At 73.9% G+C, this 24,380-nt stretch carries 22 protein-coding genes; 7 read left to right on the top strand and 15 right to left on the bottom strand.

Translation table 11 applies throughout. The features are described from left to right. The first annotated feature begins 61 nt into the window (after window positions 1-61). The gene (locus ABTZ54_RS23915) at window positions 62-1,951 is read left to right on the top strand and encodes a helix-turn-helix domain-containing protein (protein ID WP_351666606.1); all 1,890 of its coding nucleotides are present in this window, start codon (window positions 62-64) and stop codon (window positions 1,949-1,951) included. Here ABTZ54_RS23915 and ABTZ54_RS23920 read toward each other — a convergent pair. Continuing rightward, window positions 1,941-3,251 (bottom strand): DUF418 domain-containing protein, encoded by a 1,311-nt coding sequence (locus tag ABTZ54_RS23920; protein WP_351666608.1) that lies wholly within the window; start codon window positions 3,249-3,251, stop codon window positions 1,941-1,943. The two genes, ABTZ54_RS23915 and ABTZ54_RS23920, sit on opposite strands and share 11 nt — an antisense overlap. A 27-nt stretch (window positions 3,252-3,278) precedes the next feature. Beyond that, window positions 3,279-4,073, bottom strand: a complete 795-nt coding sequence (locus tag ABTZ54_RS23925; RefSeq protein WP_351666610.1) for a polysaccharide deacetylase family protein — start codon at window positions 4,071-4,073, stop codon at window positions 3,279-3,281. A 173-nt stretch (window positions 4,074-4,246) separates the two neighbouring features. Between ABTZ54_RS23925 and ABTZ54_RS23930 the strand changes: the two genes are divergently transcribed. The 5 genes from ABTZ54_RS23930 to ABTZ54_RS23950 are packed head-to-tail and all read left to right on the top strand — an operon-like array spanning window position 4,247 to window position 9,346. Further along, window positions 4,247-4,966 (top strand): response regulator, encoded by a 720-nt coding sequence (locus tag ABTZ54_RS23930; protein WP_351666612.1) that lies wholly within the window; start codon window positions 4,247-4,249, stop codon window positions 4,964-4,966. After that, complete coding sequence (locus tag ABTZ54_RS23935) at window positions 4,963-6,459, top strand: ATP-binding protein (RefSeq protein ID WP_502997301.1); 1,497 nt, start codon at window positions 4,963-4,965, stop codon at window positions 6,457-6,459. Before ABTZ54_RS23930 ends, ABTZ54_RS23935 begins: the two co-directional genes overlap by 4 nt. Then, complete coding sequence (locus ABTZ54_RS23940; RefSeq protein ID WP_351666614.1) at window positions 6,456-6,998, top strand: hypothetical protein; 543 nt, start codon at window positions 6,456-6,458, stop codon at window positions 6,996-6,998. The genes ABTZ54_RS23935 and ABTZ54_RS23940 overlap by 4 nt, the downstream gene beginning before the upstream one ends. A 43-nt stretch (window positions 6,999-7,041) precedes the next feature. After that, a complete protein-coding gene (locus ABTZ54_RS23945) occupies window positions 7,042-8,241 on the top strand; it encodes a CaiB/BaiF CoA transferase family protein (RefSeq protein ID WP_351666616.1) in 1,200 nt (399 codons plus the stop codon). A 40-nt stretch (window positions 8,242-8,281) separates the two neighbouring features. Further along, window positions 8,282-9,346 (top strand): PhzF family phenazine biosynthesis protein, encoded by a 1,065-nt coding sequence (locus ABTZ54_RS23950; RefSeq protein ID WP_351666618.1) that lies wholly within the window; start codon window positions 8,282-8,284, stop codon window positions 9,344-9,346. Here the strand turns inward: ABTZ54_RS23950 and ABTZ54_RS23955 are convergent. Then, the gene (locus ABTZ54_RS23955) at window positions 9,331-10,239 is read right to left on the bottom strand and encodes a LysR family transcriptional regulator (RefSeq protein ID WP_351666620.1); all 909 of its coding nucleotides are present in this window, start codon (window positions 10,237-10,239) and stop codon (window positions 9,331-9,333) included. The genes ABTZ54_RS23950 and ABTZ54_RS23955 overlap by 16 nt on opposite strands. Window positions 10,240-10,308: 69 nt before the next feature. On the opposite strand from ABTZ54_RS23955, the gene ABTZ54_RS23960 reads away from it, so the two are divergent. After that, window positions 10,309-11,214 (top strand): EamA family transporter, encoded by a 906-nt coding sequence (locus ABTZ54_RS23960; protein ID WP_351666622.1) that lies wholly within the window; start codon window positions 10,309-10,311, stop codon window positions 11,212-11,214. Here the strand turns inward: ABTZ54_RS23960 and ABTZ54_RS23965 are convergent. The 12 genes from ABTZ54_RS23965 to ABTZ54_RS24020 all read right to left on the bottom strand — a co-directional run bounded on the left by ABTZ54_RS23965 (window position 11,191) and on the right by ABTZ54_RS24020 (window position 24,314). Continuing rightward, window positions 11,191-12,327: an AI-2E family transporter gene (locus ABTZ54_RS23965; protein WP_351666624.1), complete on the bottom strand. Its 1,137-nt coding sequence runs from the start codon at window positions 12,325-12,327 to the stop codon at window positions 11,191-11,193. The genes ABTZ54_RS23960 and ABTZ54_RS23965 overlap by 24 nt on opposite strands. Window positions 12,328-12,412: 85 nt before the next feature. Next, entirely contained in the window at window positions 12,413-13,063 is a 651-nt protein-coding gene (locus ABTZ54_RS23970) for a LutC/YkgG family protein (protein ID WP_351666626.1), read from the bottom strand. Further along, window positions 13,060-14,517 carry a lactate utilization protein B gene (locus tag ABTZ54_RS23975; RefSeq protein ID WP_502997305.1) on the bottom strand — a complete coding sequence of 486 codons (1,458 nt, stop codon included), beginning with the start codon at window positions 14,515-14,517 and terminating at the stop codon, window positions 13,060-13,062. The genes ABTZ54_RS23970 and ABTZ54_RS23975 overlap by 4 nt, the downstream gene beginning before the upstream one ends. A 62-nt stretch (window positions 14,518-14,579) precedes the next feature. Further along, a complete protein-coding gene (locus ABTZ54_RS23980; protein WP_351666630.1) occupies window positions 14,580-15,335 on the bottom strand; it encodes a (Fe-S)-binding protein in 756 nt (251 codons plus the stop codon). Between the two features lie 134 nt (window positions 15,336-15,469). Beyond that, the gene (locus tag ABTZ54_RS23985; protein WP_351666632.1) at window positions 15,470-16,519 is read right to left on the bottom strand and encodes a methyltransferase; all 1,050 of its coding nucleotides are present in this window, start codon (window positions 16,517-16,519) and stop codon (window positions 15,470-15,472) included. Window positions 16,520-16,779: 260 nt separating this feature from the next. Next, window positions 16,780-18,222, bottom strand: coding sequence for an MFS transporter (locus ABTZ54_RS23990; protein ID WP_351666634.1), 1,443 nt, complete (start codon window positions 18,220-18,222; stop codon window positions 16,780-16,782). Window positions 18,223-18,255: 33 nt separating this feature from the next. Next, on the bottom strand, window positions 18,256-19,932 hold the full coding sequence (locus ABTZ54_RS23995) for an FAD-dependent monooxygenase (RefSeq protein ID WP_351666636.1): 1,677 nt from the start codon (window positions 19,930-19,932) through the stop codon (window positions 18,256-18,258). A gap of 107 nt (window positions 19,933-20,039) precedes the next feature. Further along, window positions 20,040-20,732, bottom strand: a complete 693-nt coding sequence (locus ABTZ54_RS24000) for a DsbA family oxidoreductase (protein ID WP_351666638.1) — start codon at window positions 20,730-20,732, stop codon at window positions 20,040-20,042. 193 nt (window positions 20,733-20,925) lie between these two features. Next, complete coding sequence (locus tag ABTZ54_RS24005; protein ID WP_329418467.1) at window positions 20,926-21,474, bottom strand: cupin domain-containing protein; 549 nt, start codon at window positions 21,472-21,474, stop codon at window positions 20,926-20,928. Between the two features lie 57 nt (window positions 21,475-21,531). Then, the gene (locus ABTZ54_RS24010; RefSeq protein WP_351666641.1) at window positions 21,532-22,212 is read right to left on the bottom strand and encodes an isochorismatase family protein; all 681 of its coding nucleotides are present in this window, start codon (window positions 22,210-22,212) and stop codon (window positions 21,532-21,534) included. A gap of 53 nt (window positions 22,213-22,265) precedes the next feature. Further along, window positions 22,266-23,072 carry a 2,3-dihydro-2,3-dihydroxybenzoate dehydrogenase gene (locus ABTZ54_RS24015; protein WP_351666643.1) on the bottom strand — a complete coding sequence of 269 codons (807 nt, stop codon included), beginning with the start codon at window positions 23,070-23,072 and terminating at the stop codon, window positions 22,266-22,268. A gap of 33 nt (window positions 23,073-23,105) precedes the next feature. Continuing rightward, window positions 23,106-24,314: an FAD-dependent monooxygenase gene (locus ABTZ54_RS24020; protein WP_351666645.1), complete on the bottom strand. Its 1,209-nt coding sequence runs from the start codon at window positions 24,312-24,314 to the stop codon at window positions 23,106-23,108. Window positions 24,315-24,380: the final 66 nt, after the last annotated feature.

Consider the following 24,380-nt stretch of genomic DNA (forward strand, 5'->3'; position numbering starts at 1 on the left):
TCCACAGGCGGTTGTCCACAGGGCTGGTGCGACCCCCCGTACGGCAGGTATCCCTGTGACCATGACCCACGAACAGGCCGTCTACCTGGAGCTCCTCGCCCGCGGCGCCGCCACCGAGGCGTACGACCGGCCCGCGCTGCTCGCCCGAGCGAGCGGCGCGGGCCCCGAGGAGCTGGCCCAGCTGGAGCAGGCCAAGCAGCTCGCGCTGCGGGTCCGGGCCGAGCTGGAGGGCCGGCGGCGGCGCGAGGCGGAGCTGTCCGCGCTCTTCGAGACCGCCAACGACCTCGCGGGCCTGCGCGACCTCGACGACGTGCTGCGGGCCATCGTGCAGCGCGCCCGCTCCCTGCTCGGCACCGAGGTCGCCTACCTCAGCCTCAACGACCCGGTCCGCGGCGACACCTACATGCGGGTCACCGAGGGCTCCGTCTCCGCCCGCTTCCAGCAGGTCAGGCTCGGCATGGGGGAGGGGCTCGGCGGCCTCGTCGCCCAGACCGCCCGGCCGTACGTGACCGACGACTACTTCCACGACGCGCGCTTCCAGCACACCGAGTCCATCGACAGCGCCGTGGGCGACGAGGGCCTGGTCGCCATCCTCGGCGTGCCGCTCACCCTCGGCAGCCAGGTCATCGGCGTCCTCTTCGCCGCCGACCGGCGGGCCAGGGTCTTCGAGCGCGAGCAGGTCGCCCTGCTCGGCTCCTTCGCCGCCCACGCCGCCGTCGCCATCGACACCGCCAACCTGCTCGCCGAGACCCGCTCCGCCCTCGCCGAGCTGGAGCGGGCCAACGACATCATCCGCGAGCACAGCGGCGTCATCGAGCGGGCCTCCGAGGTCCACGACCGGCTCACCGAGCTCGTGCTGCGCGGCGGCGGGGTGCACGACGTGGCCGCCGCCGTCTCCGAAGTCCTCGGCGGCACCGTCGAGTTCACCGAGGAGCGCCGCGCCCCCGGCCGGATCACCGAGGGCCACGCGACCCGCGCGGGCGACGACTGGATCGCCGCCGTCTCCGCCGGCGGCGAGAGCTTCGGCGCCCTCGTCCTGCGCGACAGCCCCGACGTCGACCCCGTCGACCTGCGCACCCTGGAGCGGGCCGCCCTGGTGACCTCGCTGCTGCTGCTCGCCCGCCGCTCCGCCGGCGAGGCCGAACAGCGCGTCAGGGGCGAGCTCCTCGACGACCTCCTCGACGCGCCCGACCGCGACCGGCGGCTCCTGCGCGAGCGCGCCGCCCGGCTGCGCGCCGACAGCGACGCGCCCCATGTGGTGCTCGCCGCCCGCATCGACCGGGCGGGCGCCGGAGCCGAGCCGGACTCCGGCGGACGGGAGAGCGCCGACCGCCAGCGGCTGCGCTCCGCCGCCTCGCACCTCGCCGCCACCCGGCACGGACTCGCCTCCGCCCGCGACGGCGGCACGGTCCTGCTGCTGCCCCTCGGCCCCGGCGAGACCGCCGCCGAACTGGCCCGGCAGGCCGCCCGCCAGCTGGGCGCGGCCCTCCACGAGCCGGTGACCGTCGGCGCCTCCGCCCCGCTCACCGCCCCGCTCACCCACCCGGACCGGGTCGCCCCGGCGTACGACGAGGCCCGCCGCTGCCTGGACGCCCTGCGGCTGCTGCACCGCCAGGGCGAGGGCGCCGCCGCCGAGGACCTCGGCTTCCTCGGCCTGCTGCTCGCCGACACCCGCGACATCGAGGGCTTCGTCGACCGGACCGTCGGCCAGGTCGTGGCGTACGACCGGCGCCGGGGCACCGACCTGGTGCGCACCATGGAGGCCTACTTCGCCTGTGGGATGAGCCCCGCCCGTACCAAGGACGACCTGCACGTCCATGTGAACACCGTGGCCCAGCGCATCGACCGGATCGGGCGCCTCCTCGGCCCCGACTGGCAGAGCCCGGCCCGCGCCCTGGAGATCCAGCTGGCCCTGCGGCTGCACGCCCTCGCGGAGGCCGTCATACGCTGACCCGGTCGCGCGGGCCGCCCACCGCGTGCCGCGCCTCCTCGCGCCCGGGCACGGCCCGGGTGGTGACCGTGTGCATCAGCCACTCCAGCGGGCCACGGCGCAGGAAGCGGCGCCAGAGCAGCGACACCGCCAGGGCGACGGCCGTGAAGACCGCGAAGGCGAGCACGGACCGGCCGCCGGGCATGCCCGGTCCAGCGGCCTGCACAGGCAGCGCCTTCAGGACCAGGAAGTGGCCGACGTACCAGGTCAGCGCCATGCTGCCGAAGGCCGCCAGCGGGCGCAGCAGCCGCCGCCACAGCCGCTGGTCCAGCAGGATCAGCAGACCGCCGAGGAGCGCCGTGATCAGCCCGAGCATCATCACGCCCTCCACGACGCTGAGCAGCTTCTCGGCGGGCCCCGGGTGGCCGAGGGTCACCAGCTGCTGCCACGGCACCAGGGGCGGCGGCGGGGGCACGTCCGCGGGGAGCTCGGGCATCGGCGGATTCCGGTACGCCGTCACGGCCGTCACGGCGCCCAGCGGGTACATCGCGACGAGCCCGGCCGCCACCGCCACGAGGGCCGTGGCCGCTCCGGCCGTGAGCAGCCGCAGCCGTATCGCCGCGTCCCGCAGGTCGAGCCGCCCGAGGGCCAGTCCGAGCACGAGGAACGGCAGGACGGAGACGGTGTCCTGGGTGCTGCCGCCGAGCCCGAAGAGCACGTTCTGCAGGGTCGGCCACCAGTCGCCGGGATGCGCGAGGAGGGAGAAGCCGCCGTGCAGCCGCAGGAAGACCGGGTCCATCGGATCGGGGGCGAGCCCCCAGCCGCCCGCCCGCGCGGCGGCGACCTTGAGGACGGGCGCCGCCACCGCCAGCGCCCCCGCGAGGCCGAGCAGCGTCGGCACCCGCAGCCGGGACAACGGCAGCAGGAGCACCAGCCACAGCGCGTAGAAGTGCAGGATCTGCACCTCCCACTCGCCCAGGGACCCGAGCGTCAGACCGAGCAGCAGGAGCAGTCCGGCCCGCACCAGGATCCGGCGTCGGTCGGTGCGCCGGGCCGCCCCGGCGCGCGGACGGTGGCCGCCGGTCATCAGGGCGAGGGAGAGCCCGGCGAGAAGGAAGAAGATCTCGCGCGAGCGGGTGCCGACGAGGCCGTTGATCCACAGCACCGACTCGCTCGGCGGCCGGCCCGGGGGCGCGGCGGCGAGCCAGCCGGTGAGCACGAAGTGCGCCCAGACCATGCCGAGGACGGCCAGCGCGCGGAGCACGTCGACACCGAGCAGACGGCCGCCCGGCCGGGCGGCGGGGGGAGATACGGAATTCACTGGAGTCCTTGGGAGGGGGAGAAAGGGTCAGCCGGCCTGGGGAAAACTGAAGGAATACCCCTCTTCCGTGAACCACGGCAGCAACTGCTCCAGCGCCTCCATGGTCTGCCGGCGATTTCCGCCGCCGTCGTGCATCAGCACCGTCGGGCCTTTCGCCAGTTGGTTCTTGACGGCCCGTACGATCCGCTCGGTGCCGGGCTGCTCGTAATCGCTGGGATCGACGTTCCAGCCGAGGTTCCGCATGCCCTCGGAGGCGGCGATCCGGCGGCTCTCCGGGGTGAAGGCGCCGCCCGGGGCGCGGTAGTACCAGATCCGTTCGCCGCCCGACGCGGCGTCGATCATCGCCTTGGCGTCGAGGATCTCCTTGCGCTGGTAGTCGACCGGCTTCTTGTCCATCGCCGTGTCATGGCTGATCGAGTGGTCGCAGAGGCGGTGCCCGGCGGCGACGACCTTCTTCACCAGGTCGGGGTGGGCGGCGGCGTTGGGTCCCGTCATGCAGAAGACGGCCTTGGCCTGGTACTTCTCCAGGAGTTCCAGGGCCTTGGGGGTCCAGCGCGGGTCGGGGCCGTCGTCGAGGGTGAGGTTGACCGTCTTCCCCTCGTCCTCGGAGGCGCGGACGATGGCCATGTCCACCGTGGGGGCGGGCAGCCCCGGTGCGGCCGCCGCGTCGCCGGGCGTCGCGTCCGCCGCCTCCGCCGGGCCGCCGTCCGTCACCGGCAGCAGCGCGACCGCCGCCAGGGCCAGGCCGCAGAGGGCCGCCCCGGCGATCAGCCTTCCCTGGGTCCGGTTCCGCTTCGGGTGTTCCGTGTCGTTCTCGTTCATGCCTTCGACGCAAACACGCCGGAAAGCCCGGAACGGCGGCCGTCATCGTTTCATCACACGACGCGAAAACGCTCGTCATCCGCGTCGAGCACACTGTTCAAGAAATCCGGCGGCATCCGGTGCACGATGGCCCCGGAACGGTCGCGGAGAGGAAAGCGGAGTCACCAGCACCCATGACACGAGTTCTGCTGATCGAGGACGACCCGGCCGTACGGAAAGGGGTCACCCTGGCGCTGCGCCGGCGCGGCCACGAGATCGAGACGGCGGCCAGCGGCGAGACCGGGCTGCTCGCCCTGGAACGCTCGCAGCCGGACCTCGTCCTGCTCGACCTGATGCTGCCCGGGATGAGTGGCCTTGAGGTGTGCCGGCGGATCAGGGAGAGCCGGCAGATCCCGATCATCATCCTCTCGGCGCGCGGCGACGACATCGACATGGTCGTCGGCCTGGAGGCGGGGGCCGACGACTACATCGTCAAACCGGCCAGCGGCGAGGTCCTGGAGGCGCGGATGCGCGCCGTGCTCCGCCGGGTCGTCCCGCAGACACCGCCCGGGGAGCCCGAAGGACCGTCCGGCGCGGGCACGGGCGGCGGCGGCCCGGAGATCCATGGCGCGCTGACCGTCGACCGGGCCGCGCTCCTGGTCGCCAAGAACGGCACCGAGCTGGTCCTCGCCCCCTCCGAGCTGAAGCTGCTGCTCTTCCTCAGCGCCACGCCCGGCCAGGTCTTCAGCCGCCAGCAGCTCCTCGAACAGGTCTGGGAGCACAGCTTCTACGGTGACGCCCGGCTCGTCGACGCGTGCGTGATGCGGCTGCGCGGCAAGGTCGAGGACGACCCGCGCAGGCCGGTGTACGTGCAGACCGTGCGCGGCTTCGGCTACCGGTTCGGCCCGCTGTGAGCCCGGCCCGCCCCGACGGCCCCACGGGCCCCGACCGCCCCGCGCGGCCCGGCAGGCGGCCCCGGCACCGGCCCGGACTGCGGTCCCGCCTGGTCATCGCCTTCCTCCTGGTGTCCGCGCTCAGTGCCCTGGTCACCGCCGCGCTCACCTTCCGTCAGGCCCGCGCCGCCATCCTCGACCAGGCCCAGGAGACCGCCGTACGCGACCTGCGGGCCCAGGCCGAGTCGCTCGCCCCCGACGTGCCGGTCCCGCCCACCACCGAGGACCTGCGCAACGTCGTGCTCCAGCTCGACCGGGCGGGCGCCTCGCGCGGCTGGCACGCCCAGGCCGCCTACCGGGACGGCCGGCCGGTGGCGGGCGGGCCCGGCACCCCGGAACTGCCTCCCGGCCTGCGGGCGGCCGTCGACACGGGCGGGGAGGCCGTGTACCAGCGGTTCGAGCGGTACGGCGAGCCATGGCTCGCCGTGGGGATGCCCGTCTTGTTCGCCTCCGGCGGGTCCTCCGGGCTCACCGTGTACACCTCCTTCGCCCTCGACGAGCAGAAGGCGGACATCGCCGCGCTGGTCACCGCCGCGCAGGCGGGCGCCGTCCCCGCGCTCGTGCTCGCCGTCGTCCCGGCCCTGCTCGCCGCCCGCCGCGTCCTGCGGCCGGTGCGCCAACTGCGCGGGGCCGCCGAGCGGATCGCCCACGGCGCCCTCGACACCCGCCTCGACGCCACCGGCGGCGACGAACTGGCCGACCTGGGGCGCACGTTCAACACCATGGCCGCCACCCTGGAACGCGACGACGCCGAGCTGCGCCGCCTGGAGGCCGGTGCCCGCCGCTTCGCCGCCGACGTCTCCCATGAACTGCGCACCCCACTCGCCGCGATGAGCGCGGTCACCGAGGTCCTCGACGAGGACGCCGCCTCCGGGCGGCTCGACCCCGACACCGCGGAGGCGGTCCTGCTCATCAGCGAAGAGACCCGCAAACTGGCCCGGATGGTCGAGGACCTGATGGAGATCTCGCGCTTCGACGCGGGCGCCGCGGCCCTCCACCCCGACGAGGTCGACGTCGCCGAGGCCGTCCGCAAGACCGTCCAGCTGCGCGGCTGGACGTCCGGGCAGGTCACCGTCGACGTGCCCGAGGGGCTGCGGGCCCTGCTCGACCCCCGGCGCCTGGACGTGGTCCTCGCCAACCTGGTCGGCAACGCCCTGCGGCACGGTGGCGCCCCCGTGCTCGTCCGGGGGCGCCCGGCCGCCGACGGGGAACGGCTCGTCATCGAGGTCTCCGACCACGGCCCGGGCATCCCGGAGGAGGTCCTGCCCCAGGTCTTCGACCGCTTCTACAAGGCGGACTCCGCCCGTACCCGCTCCGACGGCAGCGGCCTCGGGCTCGCCATCGCCCGCGAGAACGTACGGCTGCACGGCGGCACCCTCACCGCCGCCAACGCCCCCGGCGGCGGCGCGGTCTTCACCGTCAGCCTGCCCCTGCGCGCGGAGGAGCCGGCATGAGCGCCCGCCGCACGCTCCGCACCGGGCTCGCCGCCCTCGCCGCGCTGCTGCTCGCGGGCTGCGGGATCGAGTCGACCGGACCGCGAGGGGCGGGAGCGCCCGCCGTCGGGGCCAACCGGCCCGGGGCGCAGACCCACGACGCCCGGCTGCTGTTCGTCGGCCCCTACGGGCTGCGCTACGCCGCCCGCGTCGCGAGCGCGCCGGTCGGCCCCCAGGAGGCCGTCGACCTGCTCCTGGAAGGCCCCACCGCCGCCGAACGCGAGCGGGGCCTGGTCACCCTGGTCCCGCCGATGAAGGGCGAGGTGACCGCCGCCCCCTCGGCCCCCGACCGCGTCGACCTCCATCTCCCGGTCCCGGTCGAACGCCTGGAGCAGGCCGCGGTGAGCCAGCTCGCCTGCACCGCCGCCAAGGCCGTCGACCTCGACCAGACCAAGGTCCTGGTCCGGGTCCACGAGCCGGACGCCCCCGGCACCTGGGACCTGCGCTGCGACGCCTCCGGGAGCGCCTACCCGGCGGAGGCGCCGAAGCCCTCGGCGTAATGTCATGGCTGCGCCAGGACCGTACCCCTCAGGAGGTCACTCCATGACCGCACGCCCCGACGGGCTCCCGCTCGCCGGCATCACCGTCGTCAGCCTCGAACAGGCCGTGGCCGCGCCCTTCGCCACCCGGCAGCTCGCCGACCTCGGCGCCCGGGTGATCAAGGTGGAGCGCCCCGGCGAGGGGGACTTCGCCCGCCGGTACGACACGACCGTGCACGGCGAGTCCAGCTACTTCGTGTGGCTCAACCGGTCGAAGGAGTCCCTCACCCTCGACCTGAAGACCGAGGCGGGCCGCGAGGTCCTGGAGCGACTCCTCGGCGGGGCCGACGTGTTCGTTCAGAACCTGGCGCCGGGCGCCGCCGCCCGCATGGGACTCGGCGCGGACGCGCTCGCGGAGCGCTTCCCCTCGCTGATCGCCTGCACCGTCTCCGGGTACGGGACCAGCGGCCCCTGGGCCGACCGCAAGGCGTACGACCTGCTCGTCCAGTGCCAGACCGGCCTGGTGTCGCTGACCGGCAACGAGCACGGGGCCGCCCGCGCGGGGGTGTCGGTCGCCGACATCGCCGCCGGGATGTACGCGTACAGCGGCATCCTCACCGCCCTGTTCACCCGCGCCACCACGGGTGTGGCCCGCGCCGTCGAGGTCTCGCTCTTCGAGGCGCTCGCCGAGTGGATGGGCCAGCCCGCCTACTACACGCGCTTCGGCGGCACCCAGCCGCCGCGCGTCGGCACCCGGCACGCCACCATCGCCCCGTACGGCGCCTTCACCGCCGCCGACGGCAACGACGTCCTGTTCTCCGTCCAGAACGAGCGCGAATGGGCCGCCCTGTGCGAGCGGTTCCTCGGGCGGCCCGGCCTGGTCGACGACCCCCGGTTCGCCACCGGCTCCGACCGGGTCGTCCACCGCGACGAGCTCGACGCGATCGTCGCCGCCCGCTTCGCCGAGCTCGACAGCGCGACGGCGGGCCGGCTCCTCGACGAGGCGGGCGTCGCCAACGCCGGGGTCAACGACATCGCCGCGTTCCTCGACCACCCCGTCCTCGACGCCCGCGACCGCTGGCGCGAGGTGCCGCTCCCCGGCGGCGCCCTGGTGCCCGCGCTGCTGCCCCCGGCCGATCTCGCGGGCGTCGAGGCGCGGATGGGCGCCGTGCCCGCCGTCGGAGAGCACACCGAGAGCATCCTCGCGGAACTCGGGTACGGGGCGGCCGACATCGCGCGGATGCGGTCCGGCCGTGCAGTCTGAGGCCACGTCACCGGCCGCGGGTCTGGCCGCGGGGCCGGCCGTGTCACCGGCCGCGGGTCCGGCCACGTCCCCGGCCGCGTCGCTGGCCCCGGGCCCGGCCGCCGTCACGCTCGTCCGCGCCTGCCCGCGCGACGGCACCGGCGGCAGCCCCACCGCGGTCGTCGTCGAGACGGGCGCGCCGATGAGCGACGAGGAGCGCCGCGCGGTGCCCGGGGCGTGGGGCGCCTCGCACGCCGTGTACGTCCGCGTGCGCGCCGACGACGGTCCCGAACCCACCGTGAACCTACGCTTCTTCACCGCCGAGGGGGAGCTGCCCGCCTGCGGCCACGGCACCGTCGCCGCGCTCGTGCTCCTCGCCTCGCGCGCGGCGCCGGGCGCGCCGTACCGCGCCACCCTCCGCACCGCCCGGCGCGCCTTCGCCGGACGCGCCCGGGTGGCGGGGGACCGGGGCACCGGCCTGTTCGACCCCGGCCCCGTCGACCTGCGCGCGCCGACCGCCGCCGAGCTCGGCCTCGTCCTGCCCGCCCTCGGCCTGGCGCCCGGCGAGGCGGGCCCGGACGTCCGGGTGGCGGGCGTCGGCCGGGAACGGATCCTGGTGCCCGTGGCCTCCAGGGCCGCACTCGCCGCGCTGGCACCGGACTTCCCCCGGCTCCGCGCCGCCTGCGACCGGCTCGGACTCCTCGGGGCCTACGTCCACTCCCCGCCGTCCCCCTCGGGCTCCCTCGCGGCCCGGATGTTCGCCCCCTCCATCGGCGTCCCGGAGGACATCGCCAACGCCAACAGCACCGCCTGCCTCGCCGCCCACCTGGCGGGGCGGGGCCTCACGGACCTCGCCGTCGACATGGGCGACGCGCTGGGCAGCCCGGCGAGGATCACGGCCACCGTCGTCACCCGGGCCGGTGACGATCGGCCTGGCGGCGACCTGCCTGGCGGTGACCCGCCCGGCATCGACCGGTCTGACGCCGACCGACCCGGCGGCGATCGGCCGGGCGGCGTCCGTCCGGACCGCGACCGCCCCGCGCCCGGCCCCCGCATCCTCATCGGCGGTACGGCCCTGATCCTCGGGGCCCGGGCACCGGGGCCCGCGCGTCACGCCTCGCGGTAGAGGGTGCTGAGCAGCTCGATCACGGCCGGGGCGGCGGGGTGTGGGTCGTCCCGCCACCAGGCCAGCCGTACCGCGACCGGCTCGGCGTCGCGTACCGGGCGGTACACCACGCCAGGACGGCGGTACTGGCTCGCGGTGGCCTCCGCGCTCATGCCGATCCTCCGGCCGGTGGAGATCGCGGTGAGCCAGTCGTCCACGTCGTACGTCTCCTCCGTCGCGGGACGGGAGTCCGGCGGCCACAGGTCGGGCGTGGTGGTGCCGGTGCGCCGGTCGATCAGCAGCGTGTGGCCGGTGAGGTCCGCCAGGCGTACCGAGCGGCGGCGCGCCAGCGGGTCGTCGGCGGCCATCACGCACAGCCGCCGTTCAAGGCCCACGATCGCGGAGTCGAAGCGCCGGTCCTCCAGCGGCCTGCGCAGCACGGCGAGGTCGCAGGAGCCCTCCGCGAGCCCGGCGGTCGCGGTGTTCACCCGCACCATGTGCAGCTCGGTCTCCGGGTGCGCCGCCGCCCAGCGGCGCTGGAAGGCCGGGGTGTGCCGGCCCAGCGCCGACCAGGCGTAACCGATCCGCAGGACGCGCTGCCCGGAGGTGGCCTCCCGGACCAGCTCGTCCGCCTCCGCGAGCACCCGCCGCGCGTGCGCCACCACGCGTATCCCGTTCGCCGTCGGGGTCACGGAACGCGAGGTGCGGCGCAACAGGCGGACGCCGAGGGCCCGTTCGAGGGAGGCGAGGGTGCGGGAGACGGCGGCCTGGGAGACGCCCAGCGCGAGCGCCGCGTCCGTGAAGGTGCCCTCGTCGACGATCGCGACCAGGCAGCGCAACTGGCGCAGCTCCACGCCCCCGCCGTCCCGGCCGCGCCCGCCTCCCGTGTCGTCCCGGGCTTCGCTCGTATCCATGATTCGATCGTATAGATGTGACTCGTTCATGCATTTTGCGCAAGGAGGCCGGGCATCGACGATCACCTCATGCACTCTGCTCCTGCCGCCGGAACCGCCCCCGCGCCGCGCGCCACCTCGGCGGGCGTCGCCGCCATGCTCGGCAGCGGTCTGTCCAACCAGATCGGCGCCGCGACCGGCTCCCTCGCCTTTCCCGTCCTGGGGCCCGTCGGGGTCGTCGCGGTGCGCCAGTACGTCGCAGCCGCCGTCCTGCTGGCCGTCGGGCGGCCCGCGCTGCGGAGCTTCACCTGGCGGCAGTGGCGGCCGGTCGTCCTGCTCGCGGTCGTCTTCGGCACCATGAACCTGTCCCTGTACACCGCCATCGACCGGGTGGGCCTCGGGCTCGCCGTGACGCTGGAGTTCCTCGGCCCGCTCGTCATCGCGCTGGCCGCCACCCGCCGCCGGGTCGACGCGTTCTGCGCGGTCGTGGCGGCGACCGGAGTCGTGGTCCTGATGCGCCCGCAGCCCTCCACGGACTACGTCGGGATGGGGGCCGGCCTGCTCGGGGCGGTGTGCTGGGCCTCGTACATCCTGCTGAACCGCACCGTCGGCAGCCGGGTCCCCGGCGCCCAGGGGAGCGCGGCGGCCGCGCTGCTCTCGGCTGTCATGTTCCTGCCGGTCGGCCTCTATGTCGTCCTGCGCCACCCGCCGACGGTCGAGTCCCTCGGGTACGCCATCGCCGCCGGCGTGCTCGCCTCGGCCGTGCCCTACCTGGTGGACCTCTTCACCCTGCGGCACGTCCCGGCTGCCGCCTTCGGGCTCTTCATGAGCGTGAACCCGGTCCTCGCGGTCCTGGTCGGGTGGATCGGGCTCGGGCAGAGCCTGGGCTGGACCGAGGCGGCCGCCATCGGCGCCGTCGTCGGCGCGAACGTCCTGAGCATCGCGACGTCGGGCCGCCGGGAGGCGCCCACCTCAGGTGGCGGGCCCGCCACCTGAGCCGGGGGCCGGACCACCGGGGCCCGCCTCCTCCGCCTCCCCCGCCTCCGCTTTCGCCTCAGCCTCCCGCGCATCCCTCAACGCCGTGTGCACCGACCACACCACCGACACCAGCGGCACCGCCACCACCGCCCCGAGGATGCCGGCCGCGATCGACCCCGCGATCACCGAGATGGCCACCACCAGCGGATGCAGCCGTACGGCCCAGCTCATGACGAGCGGGTGCAGCAGATGGCCCTCGATCTGGCCGATGACCACGATCAGGGCGATGACGATCGCCGCCACCCACGGGCCCTTCGACGCGAGGGCGACCACCGCGGCGACCGCGAGCGCGATCGGCGAACCGATCAGCGGGATGAACGCGGCCAGGAACTCCAGCAGCGCCAGCGGCACCGCGAGCGGTACGCCGAGCAGCCACAGCGCGACGCCGACCAGCACCGCGTTGGTCGCGGCCACCAGCACGATCCCATGGGTGTATCCGGTGAACGTGCGCCAGGCGGCCCGCCCGCCGATGCCCACATGGTCGCGCGCGGAGCGCGGCAACTGCTCCTGGAACCAGCTCCACTGCCGGTCGCCCGAGTGGATGAAGAACACCGAGCAGAACAGCGCGAGGGCCAGCGTGGTCAGCACCGCCACCACCTGGTGCGCCCCGCTCAGCGCCTGGCTGACCAGCGCCGAGCGGTGACTCGACAGGAACTCCCCGATCCTGGACTGGACGTCGGTGAGCGCCTGCGGGTTCAGCCGGAACGGCGGCCGCTGCAGCCAGTCCTCGATCCGGCCGACGCCGTCCCGGAACTCCCGTACCAGCGTCGTCCGCTCACCCGCGACCGCCTCGCCGACCAGCGCGAGCACGCCGAGGACCAGCGCGATGCCGCCGAGCAGGGTGAGCGTCACCGCCAGCGGGCGGGGCAGCCGGCGCGCGACGAGATCGGCGACCGGGCGCAGCAGCGCGGTGACCACCAGGCCGAGGAAGACCGCCACCCCGACCTCGTGGAACCGCCCGAGCAGGCCGAACAGGAAGTACACGAGCGTGCCGACGACCAGCAGCCGCCACGCGTAGGCGGCGGCCGTGCGGAGGAACGGGGCGACCGTGGGCGGTGCGGCTGGCTGCATGCCCGACGACGTACCACCCCGGCCGCGCCCTGCCACGGCCCGGCCCCGACATTCCCCCGACCGGGTCGGGCGACCGGACCCGAGGCTACGAGCGGTCCTCCACCAGGACGACCTCCAGGGTGCGGGGGCCGTGGACGCCCTCCACGCGGTCCAGTTCGATGTCGCTGGTCGCGGACGGGCCGGAGATCCAGGTCAGCGGGCGGGCCGGGTCCAGGCGCTCCAGGGCCAGCGGCACGGAGGCGACCACCTGGGCGGGGGCGCGGACCACGCAGACGTGGTGGTCGGGGATCAGGGTGATGCGGCGGCGGCCCTGGTCGGCGGAGCCGTCGAGGACCAGGGTGCCGGTCTCGGCGACGGCCAGCGCGCAGGCGGTGACCACGCTGTCCACCCGGTCGAGTTCGGCGGGCGTGCTCTCCGCGCGGTCCGGGATCCGCTCGGCGTCGCTCGCCGCGAGCCAGCCGGGGTCGAGGCCCGGCGGGACGAGCACCGTCCGCGCGCCCCGCGCCGCCAGCAGTCCCGCGAGGAGCGCCGGGAGTTCCCCGGCCGTGCAGCGGTGCACGAGCGCCCGGTACTCCGCCAGGTTCTCCGCGAGCAGATCCACGGTCCGCTCGGGGCTCCGCTCGCCGTGCTGCCGCAGATAGGAGCGCGCGACGGCCTCCTCGTACGGTACGGGGTCCGCCGGCAGCCCGGCGAGGGCACGCCTCACCCGGCCGAGGACCCGGTCCCTGCTGCTCATCTCGTCTCCTCGCGTCCGCCGTCCGTGCGGTCCCACCAGTCGCGGAACGGCTCCGCGGGCACCTCCGGCAGGTCCCGGGTCGCGCTCCAGGCCCGGCCGGGGCCCGGCAGGGTGCGCGGGTGGAGCCGTCGGGTGCGGGCGGCGAGCCGCTGGCCGGTGCGCAGCACGCCCGGTCGGCCGAATGCCCAGCGGGCCGCCCGCATCGCCGCCCGCTCGGCGGCGTGCCCCTTCGCCGGACGCAGCACGACCTTGTTGCCCGCGCGGGTCGCGGGGCCGCCCTGGGCGACGCGTTCGCGCAGGTGGACGAGGACCTCCGGGATGTCGATGGCGACCGGGCAGACCTCGTAGCAGGCCCCGCACAGCGAGGAGGCGTAGGGGAGGGAGGCGTCGATCCCGCTCGCCGTCCCGCGCAGCTGGGGGCTGAGGATGGCGCCGATGGGGCCCGGGTAGACCGAGCCGTACGCGTGGCCGCCGGCCCGCTCGTACACCGGGCAGACGTTGAGGCAGGCCGAGCAGCGGATGCAGCGCAGCGCCTGCCGGCCCACGTCGTCGGCGAGGGTGTCGGTGCGGCCGTTGTCGAGCAGGACCAGGTGGAAGGCGTGCGGCCCGTCGTCGTCGGCCGTGCCGGTCCACAGCGAGGTGTACGGGTTCATCCGCTCGGCGGTCGAGGAGCGCGGCAGGGTCTGGAGGAACACCTCCAGGTCCCGCCAGGTGGGGATGGTCTTCTCGATGCCGACGACCGAGATGAGGGTCTCGGGCAGGGTCAGGCACATCCGGCCGTTGCCCTCGGACTCGACGACGACCAGCGTGCCCGTCTCGGCGACCATGAAGTTGGCGCCGGAGACGCCCACCTTGGCCCGCAGGAACTTCTCCCGCAGATGGAGCCTGGCCGCCTCGGCCAGTTCGGTGGGGGAGTCGGTGAGGCCCTCAGGAGCCGGGCGGCCCCATGCGGTCATCTCGGAGCGGAAGACGTCCCGGATCTCGCCGCGGTTGCGGTGGATGGCGGGGACGAGGATGTGCGAGGGCCGGTCGTGGCCCAACTGGACGATCAGCTCGGCGAGATCGGTCTCGTACGCGCGGATCCCCTCGGCCTCCAGTGCCTCGTTGAGGCCGATCTCCTGGGTGGCCATCGACTTGACCTTGACGACCTCCGACTCGCCGGTGGCCTTCACCAGGCCGACGACGATCCGGTTGGCCTCCGCCGCGTCCGCCGCCCAGTGGACCGTGCCGCCCGCCGCCGTCACCGACTCCTCAAGTCGCAGCAGGTAGTGGTCGAGATGGCGCAGGGTGTGGTCCTTGATCCGCCGGCCCGCCTCGCGCAGCTCCGCCCAGTCCGACACCTCCGCGACGGCGGCGGCGCGCTTGGCGCGGATCGTGTGGGTGGCGTGCCGCAGGTTGCCGCGCAGCCGCTCGTCGCGGACGGCCTCGCGCGCCGCGTCGGGGAACGCGGGCATCCCGACGAAGGTGCCGTTCGTGCCGCTCGCGCCGCTCACCCGGCCCGTCCCGCTCGTACCGCTCATGACAGGGGTTCCTCCTCCGTGCTCGCCAGGATCTCCGCGATGTGCACCGGGCGCAGGGCCGTCCGCAGCCGGGTCATCGTCCCGCCGAGGTGCATCAGGCACGAATTGTCGGCAGCGCACAGCACCTCGGCGCCGGTGGACTCGGCGCTGCGCACCTTGTCCGCGCCCATGGCCGCGGAGACGTCCGGGTTCTTCAGGGCGAAGGTGCCGCCGAAGCCGCAGCACTCCTCGGCGCCCGGCAGCTCCCGCAGGTCGAGCCCCTTCACCGCCCGCAGCAGGCGCAGCGGCCGGTCGCCGAGCCCCAGACCGCGCAGCCCGTGGCAGGTGGGGTGGTACGTGACCGTGTGCGGGTACCAGGCGCCGACGTCCGTCACGCCCAGCACGTCGACCAGGAACTCCGTCAGCTCGTACGTCTTCGGCACCACGGGCGCCAGCGCCGCCGCCAGTCCGCCGCCGCGCCCCTCCGCCCGGGCCCGCTCGCCCATGCGCGGATACAGCTCCCGCACCATCGCCCCGCAGGACCCCGAGGGCGTCACGATCGCCTCGTATCCGCCGAAGACCTCCGCGAAGCGCCGCGCGAGCGGTTCGGCCTCGTGCCGGTAGCCCGTGTTGTAGTGGGCCTGCCCGCAACAGGTCTGCCCGGAGGGGAAGTCGACGTCGACGCCCAGCCGCGTCAGCAGCCGCACCACCGCCCGGCCGGTGTCCGGATAGAGCGTGTCGTTCACACAGGTCAGGAACAGGGCGACACGCATCGCGGCTCCTTCGGGGGGTCGGGGGCGGGGGCCGTACGCCGTGCTGGTGTCCACCCTAGACAGCCCCGGGAACGCGGAACGCCCGCCTCCCCGGAGGGAGGCGGGCGCTCTGGACCGGTCCGGTGCCGAACGGATCAGCGCTTGGTGCCCTTGATGACGATGTCGCCGATGCCGACGTGCAGACGCCCGCTCGCCTCGAAGCCGAACTCGGCCGCCCACTCCTCGTACTCCTTGGGCGTGTAGACCATGCCCTCGCCCGACGCGATCGTCAGGAAGTACGCGGACAGCGCGGCCGCCACGTCCGGGCCGGTCTCGTCGTCGTGGGCCAGCGGGGTGGCCACGAACAGGCCGGCGCCGGGCTCGACGGCGCGGGCCGCCTTGGCGATCAGCTCCTTGTTGCGCTCCGCCGACCAGATCTCCAGGAAGTGGCCGAAGAGGACGGCGTCACAGCCCTTGGGGAACTCGTCCTTGAAGACGTCCAGGCCGACCGCGCGGACCCGGTCGCCCAGGCCGAGGTCGGCGATCTTCCGGTTGGCCCGCTCCGCGACCGTGGGCAGGTCGGCGATGGTGATCCGCAGGTGCGGCCAACGGCGCGCCAGGTGCGTCGCGTTGACGGCGGTGCCGCCGCCGATGTCGAGCAGGTGGGTGTAGCCGGAGAGGTCCAGCTCCTGCACCAGCTCCTCGGCCATGACGCGGCTCACGGAGCCCATCATGTTGTGGAACACGGTCTCCTTCGCCGGGTCGAGCGCCAGGCGCCCGTACAGCGTCGGGGAGTCGCCGGGGACCTCCTTCTGGAGACCGATGTTGCTGTACTCCTTGAGCGACTCGTAGAACCAGAACATCGGCCGGTAGTTGATCTGCTGCTCCCACGGCACGAACGCGGCCGGGATGTCGTCCAGCTTGCCGGCGAGCGGCTCGGAGACCGCCGTGTTGTAGTAGCGGTCGTCCTCCTTGCGCAGCAGTCCGGCGCTGGTGCAGCCGAGCAGCAGGATGCGGGCCGGCTGCTCCTCGATGCCCAGCCGCTCCGCGACGTCCTTCCGGGTGAGGCCGGGCTCGCGCCCCAGCAGCTCGAAGAGGCCGAACTGGCAGGCGGCGCTCAGGTACTGGAACCTGTAGTGCCCGTAGAAGAGCTCACGCAGCGGCTCGATGGAACTCGTCGAGGGGTCGATCGAAGTGTCCGACATTGTATTTCGCTCCCAGATTCAGTGCGTGGTGAATACCCGGTCGGGGCGTGAATACAGGCTGTCGTACGGGGAGACGCGGAGCATCACGTATTCAGGCGATCTGGGAAAGGGTCAGGAAAGGCGGGTCGCACGGGGGTTAATGCACTCTCGTGATATCCGGGATCGGATGGATCGGGTGGATCGGGGCGCACACGGAAACGCCCCCTGCCGGCGGCGGGAAGCCGTCGGCAGGGGGCGCGCAAGGGAGCCCGAACGGGTGGTCAGGCCGCGTTCTCCTTCTTCGGCACGAGCAGGCTGACCAGCGCGATGCCCACGGCGATCCCCGCCGCGCAGAGGAAGACCAGGTCGTAGCCGGAGGCCACGGCCTCCGCCTTCGAGGTGCCCTCGACCGCGTCGGCGGCCTTGGCGCCGGCGGCCGTCGCGAGCACCGCGAGACCGATCGAACCGCCCACCTGGCTCCCGGTGTTGGCGAGACCGCCGACGATCCCCGCGTACTCCTCGGGCGCGCCGGCGGTCGACGCGGCCATGAGGGTCGGGAAGGTCAGACCGATGCCGACCGAGATGAGCAGCGTGGGGCCGAGCACGCTCGCCGCGTAGCCGCTGCCGGGTCCCGCGGCGGACAGCCACAGGAAGCCCGCCACGAAGCAGGCGCTGCCGGCCAGGATCAGCGGGCGGACGCCGACCTTGGGCAGCCAGCCCGAGGCGAAGTGGGCGACCACCATGAACCCGACGGCGGCGGGCGTCTGGCCGAGGCCGGCCTGGAGCGCGGTGAAGCCGAGGACGTTCTGCAGGAAGAGCGCCGTGAAGTACCACATCGCGATGGCGATCCCGCCGAACAGCAGCAGCATCGCGTTGCCGGTGGCGATGCCCCGGTTCCGGAACAGCTTCAGCGGCACCATCGGGTTGGCGACCTTGGTCTCGACCACCAGGAAGGCGAGGAGCAGGACCAGGCCGACCAGGATCGGTCCGACGACCAGGCCGGAGCCCCAGCCGTGGTCCGCGATGTGCATGACGCCGAAGACCACCGCGGCCAGGCCCAGGGTGCCGGTGAGGGCGCCCAGGACGTCGAGCGACTCACGCCGGGTGGAGCGCGCGGCGGACAGCTGGGTGAGCGCCACGGTGATCAGGAGCGCGCCGATCGGCACGTTGATCAGGAAGACCCACCGCCACGACAGACCGGTCGTGAAGGCACCGCCGACGATCGCGCCGGCCAGACCGCCCACACCGCCCGAGGAGGCCCAGGCGCCGAAGGCCTTGGCCCGCTCGCCCGGCTCGGTGAAGACCGTGTTGATGACCGCCAGCGTCGACGGGGCCATCATCGCGGCGCCGACACCCTGCACGACGCGCGCCGTGACCAGGATCTCGGACGTGGACGCGAGGCCGCCGACGAGGCTCGACACGGAGAACACGACCAGACCGGCGGTCAGCACCCGGCGCGCGCCGAACAGGTCGGCCGCGCGGCCGCCGAGCAGCATGATGCCGGCGAAGGTGAGCAGATAGCCGTTCACCACCCAGGCCAGACCGGTGTCGGTGAAGCCGAGGTCCTCACGGACCGAGGGCAGGGCGACATTCACGATGGACGAATCCAGGATCACCATGAACTGACAGGCGCACACCAGCGCCAGAATCAGCCAGGCCCGGCCGTTCGCCGTTCCCGCGCCGCCGCGGGTGGTAGTGCTTTTCTCAAACTGTTCGGTCGCCACTGACGCCTCCATCAAACGAATCTGCAATGCCCGTCACGAGTTCGCCGCCGTTTTCGGTGGCGTTTTCGGCGGAGCCTTCGGGGGCGCGTCTTCACTCGCCGCGCCCCTCACCCGGTCGATGACGGCGGCCGGGTCGGCGGGGGAGCGGTCCCCGCGCCAGGCGATGTGCTGGTCCGGGCGAACCAGCGCCAGGTCGCAGTCCCAGAGTTCCCGCACCCGGACGTCCTTCACCACGACATGGGTGACCGGCAGCCCGGCCGCCTCGGCCGCGGCGAGCAGCGCGTCGGCCTTCCCGTCGCCCACCGTGTCGACCAGCGTGAACTCGCGGCCGAAGCGGTCGAAGAGCTGCTCGCCGTCGTCCAGGACCAGGCTCGGAGGGCGGGCGCCCGGCCAGGTGCTCGGGATGTACCGCAGCGGGTCGGAGGGCGGCTCGCCGGTCCCGTCGGACCAGACGATGGGCGATCCGGCGTACCGGTAGTCCAGGTAGATGCCCTCGTACGTGTTCTCGCCCGGCTGCGCGGCGAGGAACCGGCCCTGCTCGGCGGGCGTCGCGCCCTCGGCGCCCAGCCGCATGAACTGGAAGTGCACGTCGAGGTGGCGGCGCGACATCGCCATGTTGCGCAGCCCGACCGGTCGCCGCTCGGCCTCGTAGCTGTCGAGCAGCCGGGACCCGCCGTAGCCGTTGATCACCGCGGCCAGCTTCCAGCCCAGGTCGACCGCGTCGCCCGCGCCGGTGTTCATGCCGTGACTGCCGGAGGGGAACATCTGGTGCGCGGCGTCGCCGGCGAGGAAGACCCGGCCGGACCGGTAGCCGTCGGCGATCAGGTACTTCGGCGTCCAGCGCGAGGTGACGTGCACCGCGTCGATCACCAGGTCGACGTTGAGCTGCGACCGGATCCACGCCGCCGGATCGGCGGGCGGCGGGTCGAAGTCCTCCTGGCGCAGCGAGTGGAAGGCCCAGGTGCCGGCCTCGTCGAGCGAGATCAGCACGTAACGGTTGGTGAAGTAGTGCCAGAAGTAGCCGTGCCGGAACAGGCTCTCGCTGTCGGAGCTGCGGAAGGTCACGGAGAACGCGGCCGGCAGGTCGTGCACCTCGCCGCCCTCGCCGTCCGCGATGCCGCCGTTGGTGAGCGCGATCCCGACGGCCCGCCGGATGGTGCTCCCGGCGCCGTCGCAGGCCGCGACATAGCCCGAACGCACGGTGTGCGTGGTGTCGGTCTCCAGGTCGCGGAAGGTGCTGGTGACACCGTCGGCGTCCTGCTGGAGCGACTCGAAGCGCCAGAGGTGGCGCACGTCGATCAGGGGGTGCCGGCGGCAGTGGTCGAGGAGCACCGGCTCCAGGTCGGCCTGCGAGACGCGCTGGTACGGCTGGCTGGGCTGCCCGCCGTCCTCGCTCTCCCGGATCTCCCGCCACTTCTCCTCGACGGAGGGCTGCTGCCAGACGGCGAGCCGCTCGGCGTCGAGACCGGTCGACCAGAGCACGTCGAAGGGGTACTCGGCGGGCACACCCGCCCTGCGGATGTCGTCCGCCACCCCGAGCCTGGCGTGGTGCTCCATGGTCCTGGGGTTGGTGAACTCCATCTTGGGATGGACGGTGGGACCGGCGTTCTGCTCGGCGAGCACACAGGCCACACCGTGGTGGGCCAGTTCCAGTGCCGTCATCATCCCGACCGGTCCTGCACCGACCACGACTACGGGGACGTTGTCCATAGCTCCTAACCCTCCGCTGCCCGAGGTGACGTACGCAGCTTCCCCCTCGGGGGACGCGTACACATCACGTGTTCGTGGGATCTTGATCGACGACGGGAACCGGCCGGTCAGCCATGCGGAATCGCGTCAACGAGCAGGGCCTCGGCCCAGTCGCGGGTGTACTCCTCAAGCACCGGGAAGCCGCCCTCCGGGGGCGGGACGTCCTTCGACCAGTGGTAGCGGGCGCCCGGGTTGTGCACGGGCTTCCCGTCGGCGCCGAACAGGGTGGGGCTGCCCTGCACCGAGGTGCGCCTGGCCTCCGCCCAGTCCCGGTGGATCTCGGCCCGCCCCCGGCCCTCGGCCATGGCCCGCGCCAGCGCGTCGGCGTCCACCAGCGGGCAGCTCCCGGCGGCCTCCAGGATCACCGCCGGGATGCTGACGCAGCGGCTCTCCACGAGGAAGGCGCGGCGCAGCGCGGTGTCGAGCTGGTCGCTGCCGGCCAGGCCGCCCACGGCCGGGTCCTTGGCGGCCTGCACCGCCTCCATGGCGGGGAGCATCGTGACCGGGTACGTGGAGTCGGGGGCGTGCCACAGCCGCCAGCCCAGCTCCGGCAGCCGCCCGGCTATGGCGACGATCTCGCTGTCGATGATGTGCTTCGGCGTCGGCATGCTGTTGAAGAGCTCCAGCGGGAACGCCCGGTGGTCGACCAGCAGCTCCACGTCGAGACGGAGCGCCTCGGCGTGCAGGGTGTCCAGGGCGAGGGACGCCCAGGGACAGCTCAGGTCGGACCAGAAGGTCAGGGTGACGGGTCGGTCGGGCACGGGGGGCCTCCTGTGTCGTACGGGGAAGGATGGGGTTCGGGGTATGGCGTGAACACGGCATCCCGTACGGGGGCGGGGGACGGCCCCGTACGGGATGCCGCGCGCGGGCAGCACGGCGGGCCGGCCCCCTGTCGGGGACCGGCCCTCAGCGCTCCGCGACCGGAACCGGAACGGCCGCGGCCCGGCGGCCGGGTCACATGTCCGAGGGGGCCCGGACCGCCGGCGTCAGCTGCTCGGTGTGGTTGCGGCGGCGGATCTCCTCCACCGCGCGCCGCAGGTCCTCCTCGTCCTTCGGGGGCGAGGCGAGCAGGTCGGCGATCTCCTGCTGGTAGTTCTCGTGCCCGGCCGGCGTGCCGACCAGCAGGAAGCGCATCTTCACGTCGCCGGGGTTGCGGAAGCCGTGCGGGGTGCCCTTGGGCACGTAGAGCACGGTGCCGGGGGTCGCGCGGGTCACCTTCTGCCCGGTCTTCGACTCCCACTGGGTCCACGAGCCGGGCTCGGACGTGATCACCTTGGGCTGGAAGGCGAAGAACTCCACCTCGCCCTCCAGGACGTAGAAGATCTCCTCGTGGGTGGAGTGGCTGTGCGCGCCGACGTCGAAGCCCGGCGCGAACTCGCACTCGACGGCCAGCAGGTTCGGCGTGGTCTCCTGCCCCACCTTGAGGTTCACCTGGTGGCCGATCGGCCGGCCCTCACCGGGCCCCAGCGTGAATCCATCGGTGATGTCACTGATGAAGGTCATGACTGCTGTCCTCTCGTATCGCTCCGGGCGCGGCCGGCCGTGACCGGAACGTCGCTTTCAGCTTCCTGGGGCCGCGGTCGCGGCCACATCACGTGTTCCTGGGATCCCGATCGCCTCGACGACCCGGGCCGTGGTCAGCACCGCGGCGCAGCGGTCCGCCGCCTGGCCCAGGGCCTGCCGGTGCTCCGCCGGGCCGAAGTCCGCCAGGGCGTCCGCGACCAGGAAGGGCTGGATGTCGTGGGCGAAGGCGTCGTACGCGGTGGCCAGACAGCCGATGTGGGCGTAGACCCCGACCACGATCAGCTGGTCGCGCCCCCGCTCCCGCATCAGCTCGGTGAGCGGGGTGCGGTGGAAGGCGCTGTAGCGCCACTTCGTGAGGACCGTGTCGGCACCGGTCGGCGCGATCTCCGGCAGCAGCTCCCGGTCCTCCGGGGCGCTGCTCATGCCCGGCCCCCAGAAGTCGGCGAGCAGCCCGCGCTGGCGCGGGTCCATGTCCCCGGGCTGGGCGCTGTAGGCGACCGGGACGCCCTGCGCGCGGGCCGTGTCCAGGAGCAGGCGCACATGGGCGAGGAGCGGGCCCGCGGGCTCGGCCGCGCGGTCGAACGGGGCCAGGAAGTAGCGCTGCATGTCGTGGACGAGCAGCACCGCCCGGTCGGCCGACGGCAGCCAGGACACGCGGTTCCGCGGCAGCTCGCTCTCGGTGGGGAGCGGATAGGGCGGAATCGGCGGGATCGCCATCTCGGTTCTCCTTGGTGGGCGGAGGGCAGGCGTCGGCGGCGGGGCGGCGGCGGTCAGCCGAGTGCCGCGCCGCCGTCGACGTACAGGTCCTGGAGGGTGATGTGGGAGGCCTGGTCGGAGAGCAGGAACAGGACGGCCTGCGCGACCTGCTCGGCGGTGCCGACGCGGCCGAGCGGGATCCCGACCCGGAACGCCTCCAGGGAGCCGTTCACGGTGGCGTCGCCGGCCCCGTCCCCGGCCGCGTCCCACATGTCCCGCAGCATCGGGGTGTCGGTGGAGCCGGGGGAGACCACGTTGCAGCGCACGCCCCGGCCTGCGAGCTCCAGACCGAGGCACTTGGTGAGCATCGACGACGCCGCCTTGGACGCGGCGTACGCGCCCATGCCCACGCGCGGCACCCCGCCCGCGTTGGAGGCGACGGTCACGACGGCCCCCCTGCCGCGGCCCGCCATCCGGCCGGCGACGGAGCGGGAGACCGCGAACACCCCGCGCACGTTGACCCCGAAGATCTCGTCCCAGGCCTCGTCGGCGAGATCGAGGACGGCGCCGGTACGGAGCACCCCGGCCACGTTCACCAGCAGCTCCACCGGGCCGAGTTCCCGCTCCACCCGCTCCGCCGCCGCCTCGACCGCGGCGCTGTCGCGGACGTCCACGCACATGGCCGTGTTCTTGACCCCGGCGGCGTCGAGTTCGGCCGCCACCCCCGTGACCGGCTCCGGCGCGGCGTCCCACAGCGCCACCTGGGCGCCGTGCGTGCCGAGCAGCCGGGCGACGGCCGCGCCGATGCCCTGGCCCGCGCCCGTGACCACGGCGACGCGACCGCTGATCCCCTCCGTACCGGTGGACAACACCGTGCTCATTGGCTCCCCCTGCCTCGTTGGTAAGTGCTTCGCCTACTCCTGCACCGTGGGCTCCGCCGCCTCGGCGACGGCGTCGTACCCGAACAGCCAGGCCCGCTGCCGCAGCCCGAACTCCGTGTCCATCGCCGCGTCCCGCTCCCGCCGCCGATCGCCGTCCTCGACGTGGTGGTCGCGCTCGTTCTCCCGGATGAAACGGTGCACCCGCTCGGCGCGGGGCCTGCGCAGCTCCTCGTAGCGGCGCAGCGCGTCGGGGACCGTCTTGGCGGTGGCGTCCTTGAGACAGACGGCCAGCGTCAGCGCGTCCTCAAGGCCCAGCGCGGCGCCCTGCGCCCCGAAGGGCAGCATCGGGTGCGCGGCGTCGCCGATCAGGGTCACCCGGTCGGTGCTCCACCGCTCCACCGGATCGCGGTCGTACAGCGCCCAGCGCGTCACCTTCGACGCGGCGGACAGCAGCGCGAGCAGCTCCGGCGCCCACCCGGTGTAGGCGTCGAGCAGCTCCTGGGGGGAGCCCTCGGCCGACCAGGACTCGCGCCGCCAGTCGCCCGCCGGGGCGGTCGCGGCGATGCTGACCGAGCGCCCGCCCGAGATCGGGTAGGCCACGCAGTGCTGGCCCGGCCCCATCCACAGGGAGACGTGCGGCCGTTCCGCCGCCGCCGGCCAGGCCGACGCCGGGACGACGGCCCGGTAGATGGACTGCCCGGAGAACCGCGGCTCGTCGCCCACGGTCCGCCCGCGGACGGTCGAGCGGATGCCGTCGGCCCCGATGACGACGTCCGCCCGGAACTCGAAGCCGTCGGCGAAGCGCAGCACCACCTCGTCGCCGAGCTCGCCGCCCTCGTCGATCGCCACGCACTCCATGCCCAGATGCAGGGCGGACTCGGGCAGTTGCTCCACCAGGGCGCTGTGCAGCCCGGCCCGGTGCAGGGCCAGATAGGGCGCCCCGTACATCTCCGTACACGCCTCGCCGAGCACGGTCCTGGCCAGCGTTCCGCCGTCGGCCCAGCCGCGCACCTCGATCGACTCCGGCCGTACGCCGTCCCGCTCCAGGCTGCGGCCGATGCCGAGGGCCAGCAGCAGCCGCGAACCGTTGGGCGAGATCTGGATCCCGGCGCCGATCTCGCGCAGGTGCCGGGTGCGCTCGAACACGTCGCAGGTGAGACCGCGCTTGGACAGGGCCACCGCGAGCGCGACCCCGGCGATACCGGCGCCGACAATGGCGATCCTGGGGGGTACCTCCGCCATGCGCTGCTCTCCTTTCATGCCTCCCGTGCCGCCCGTGACAGCCGGGACCCGATGTCTGACGAGTGG

Origin of the sequence: Streptomyces sp. NPDC094032 (assembly GCF_040303965.1) — a bacterium.
GTDB lineage: Bacteria > Actinomycetota > Actinomycetes > Streptomycetales > Streptomycetaceae > Streptomyces.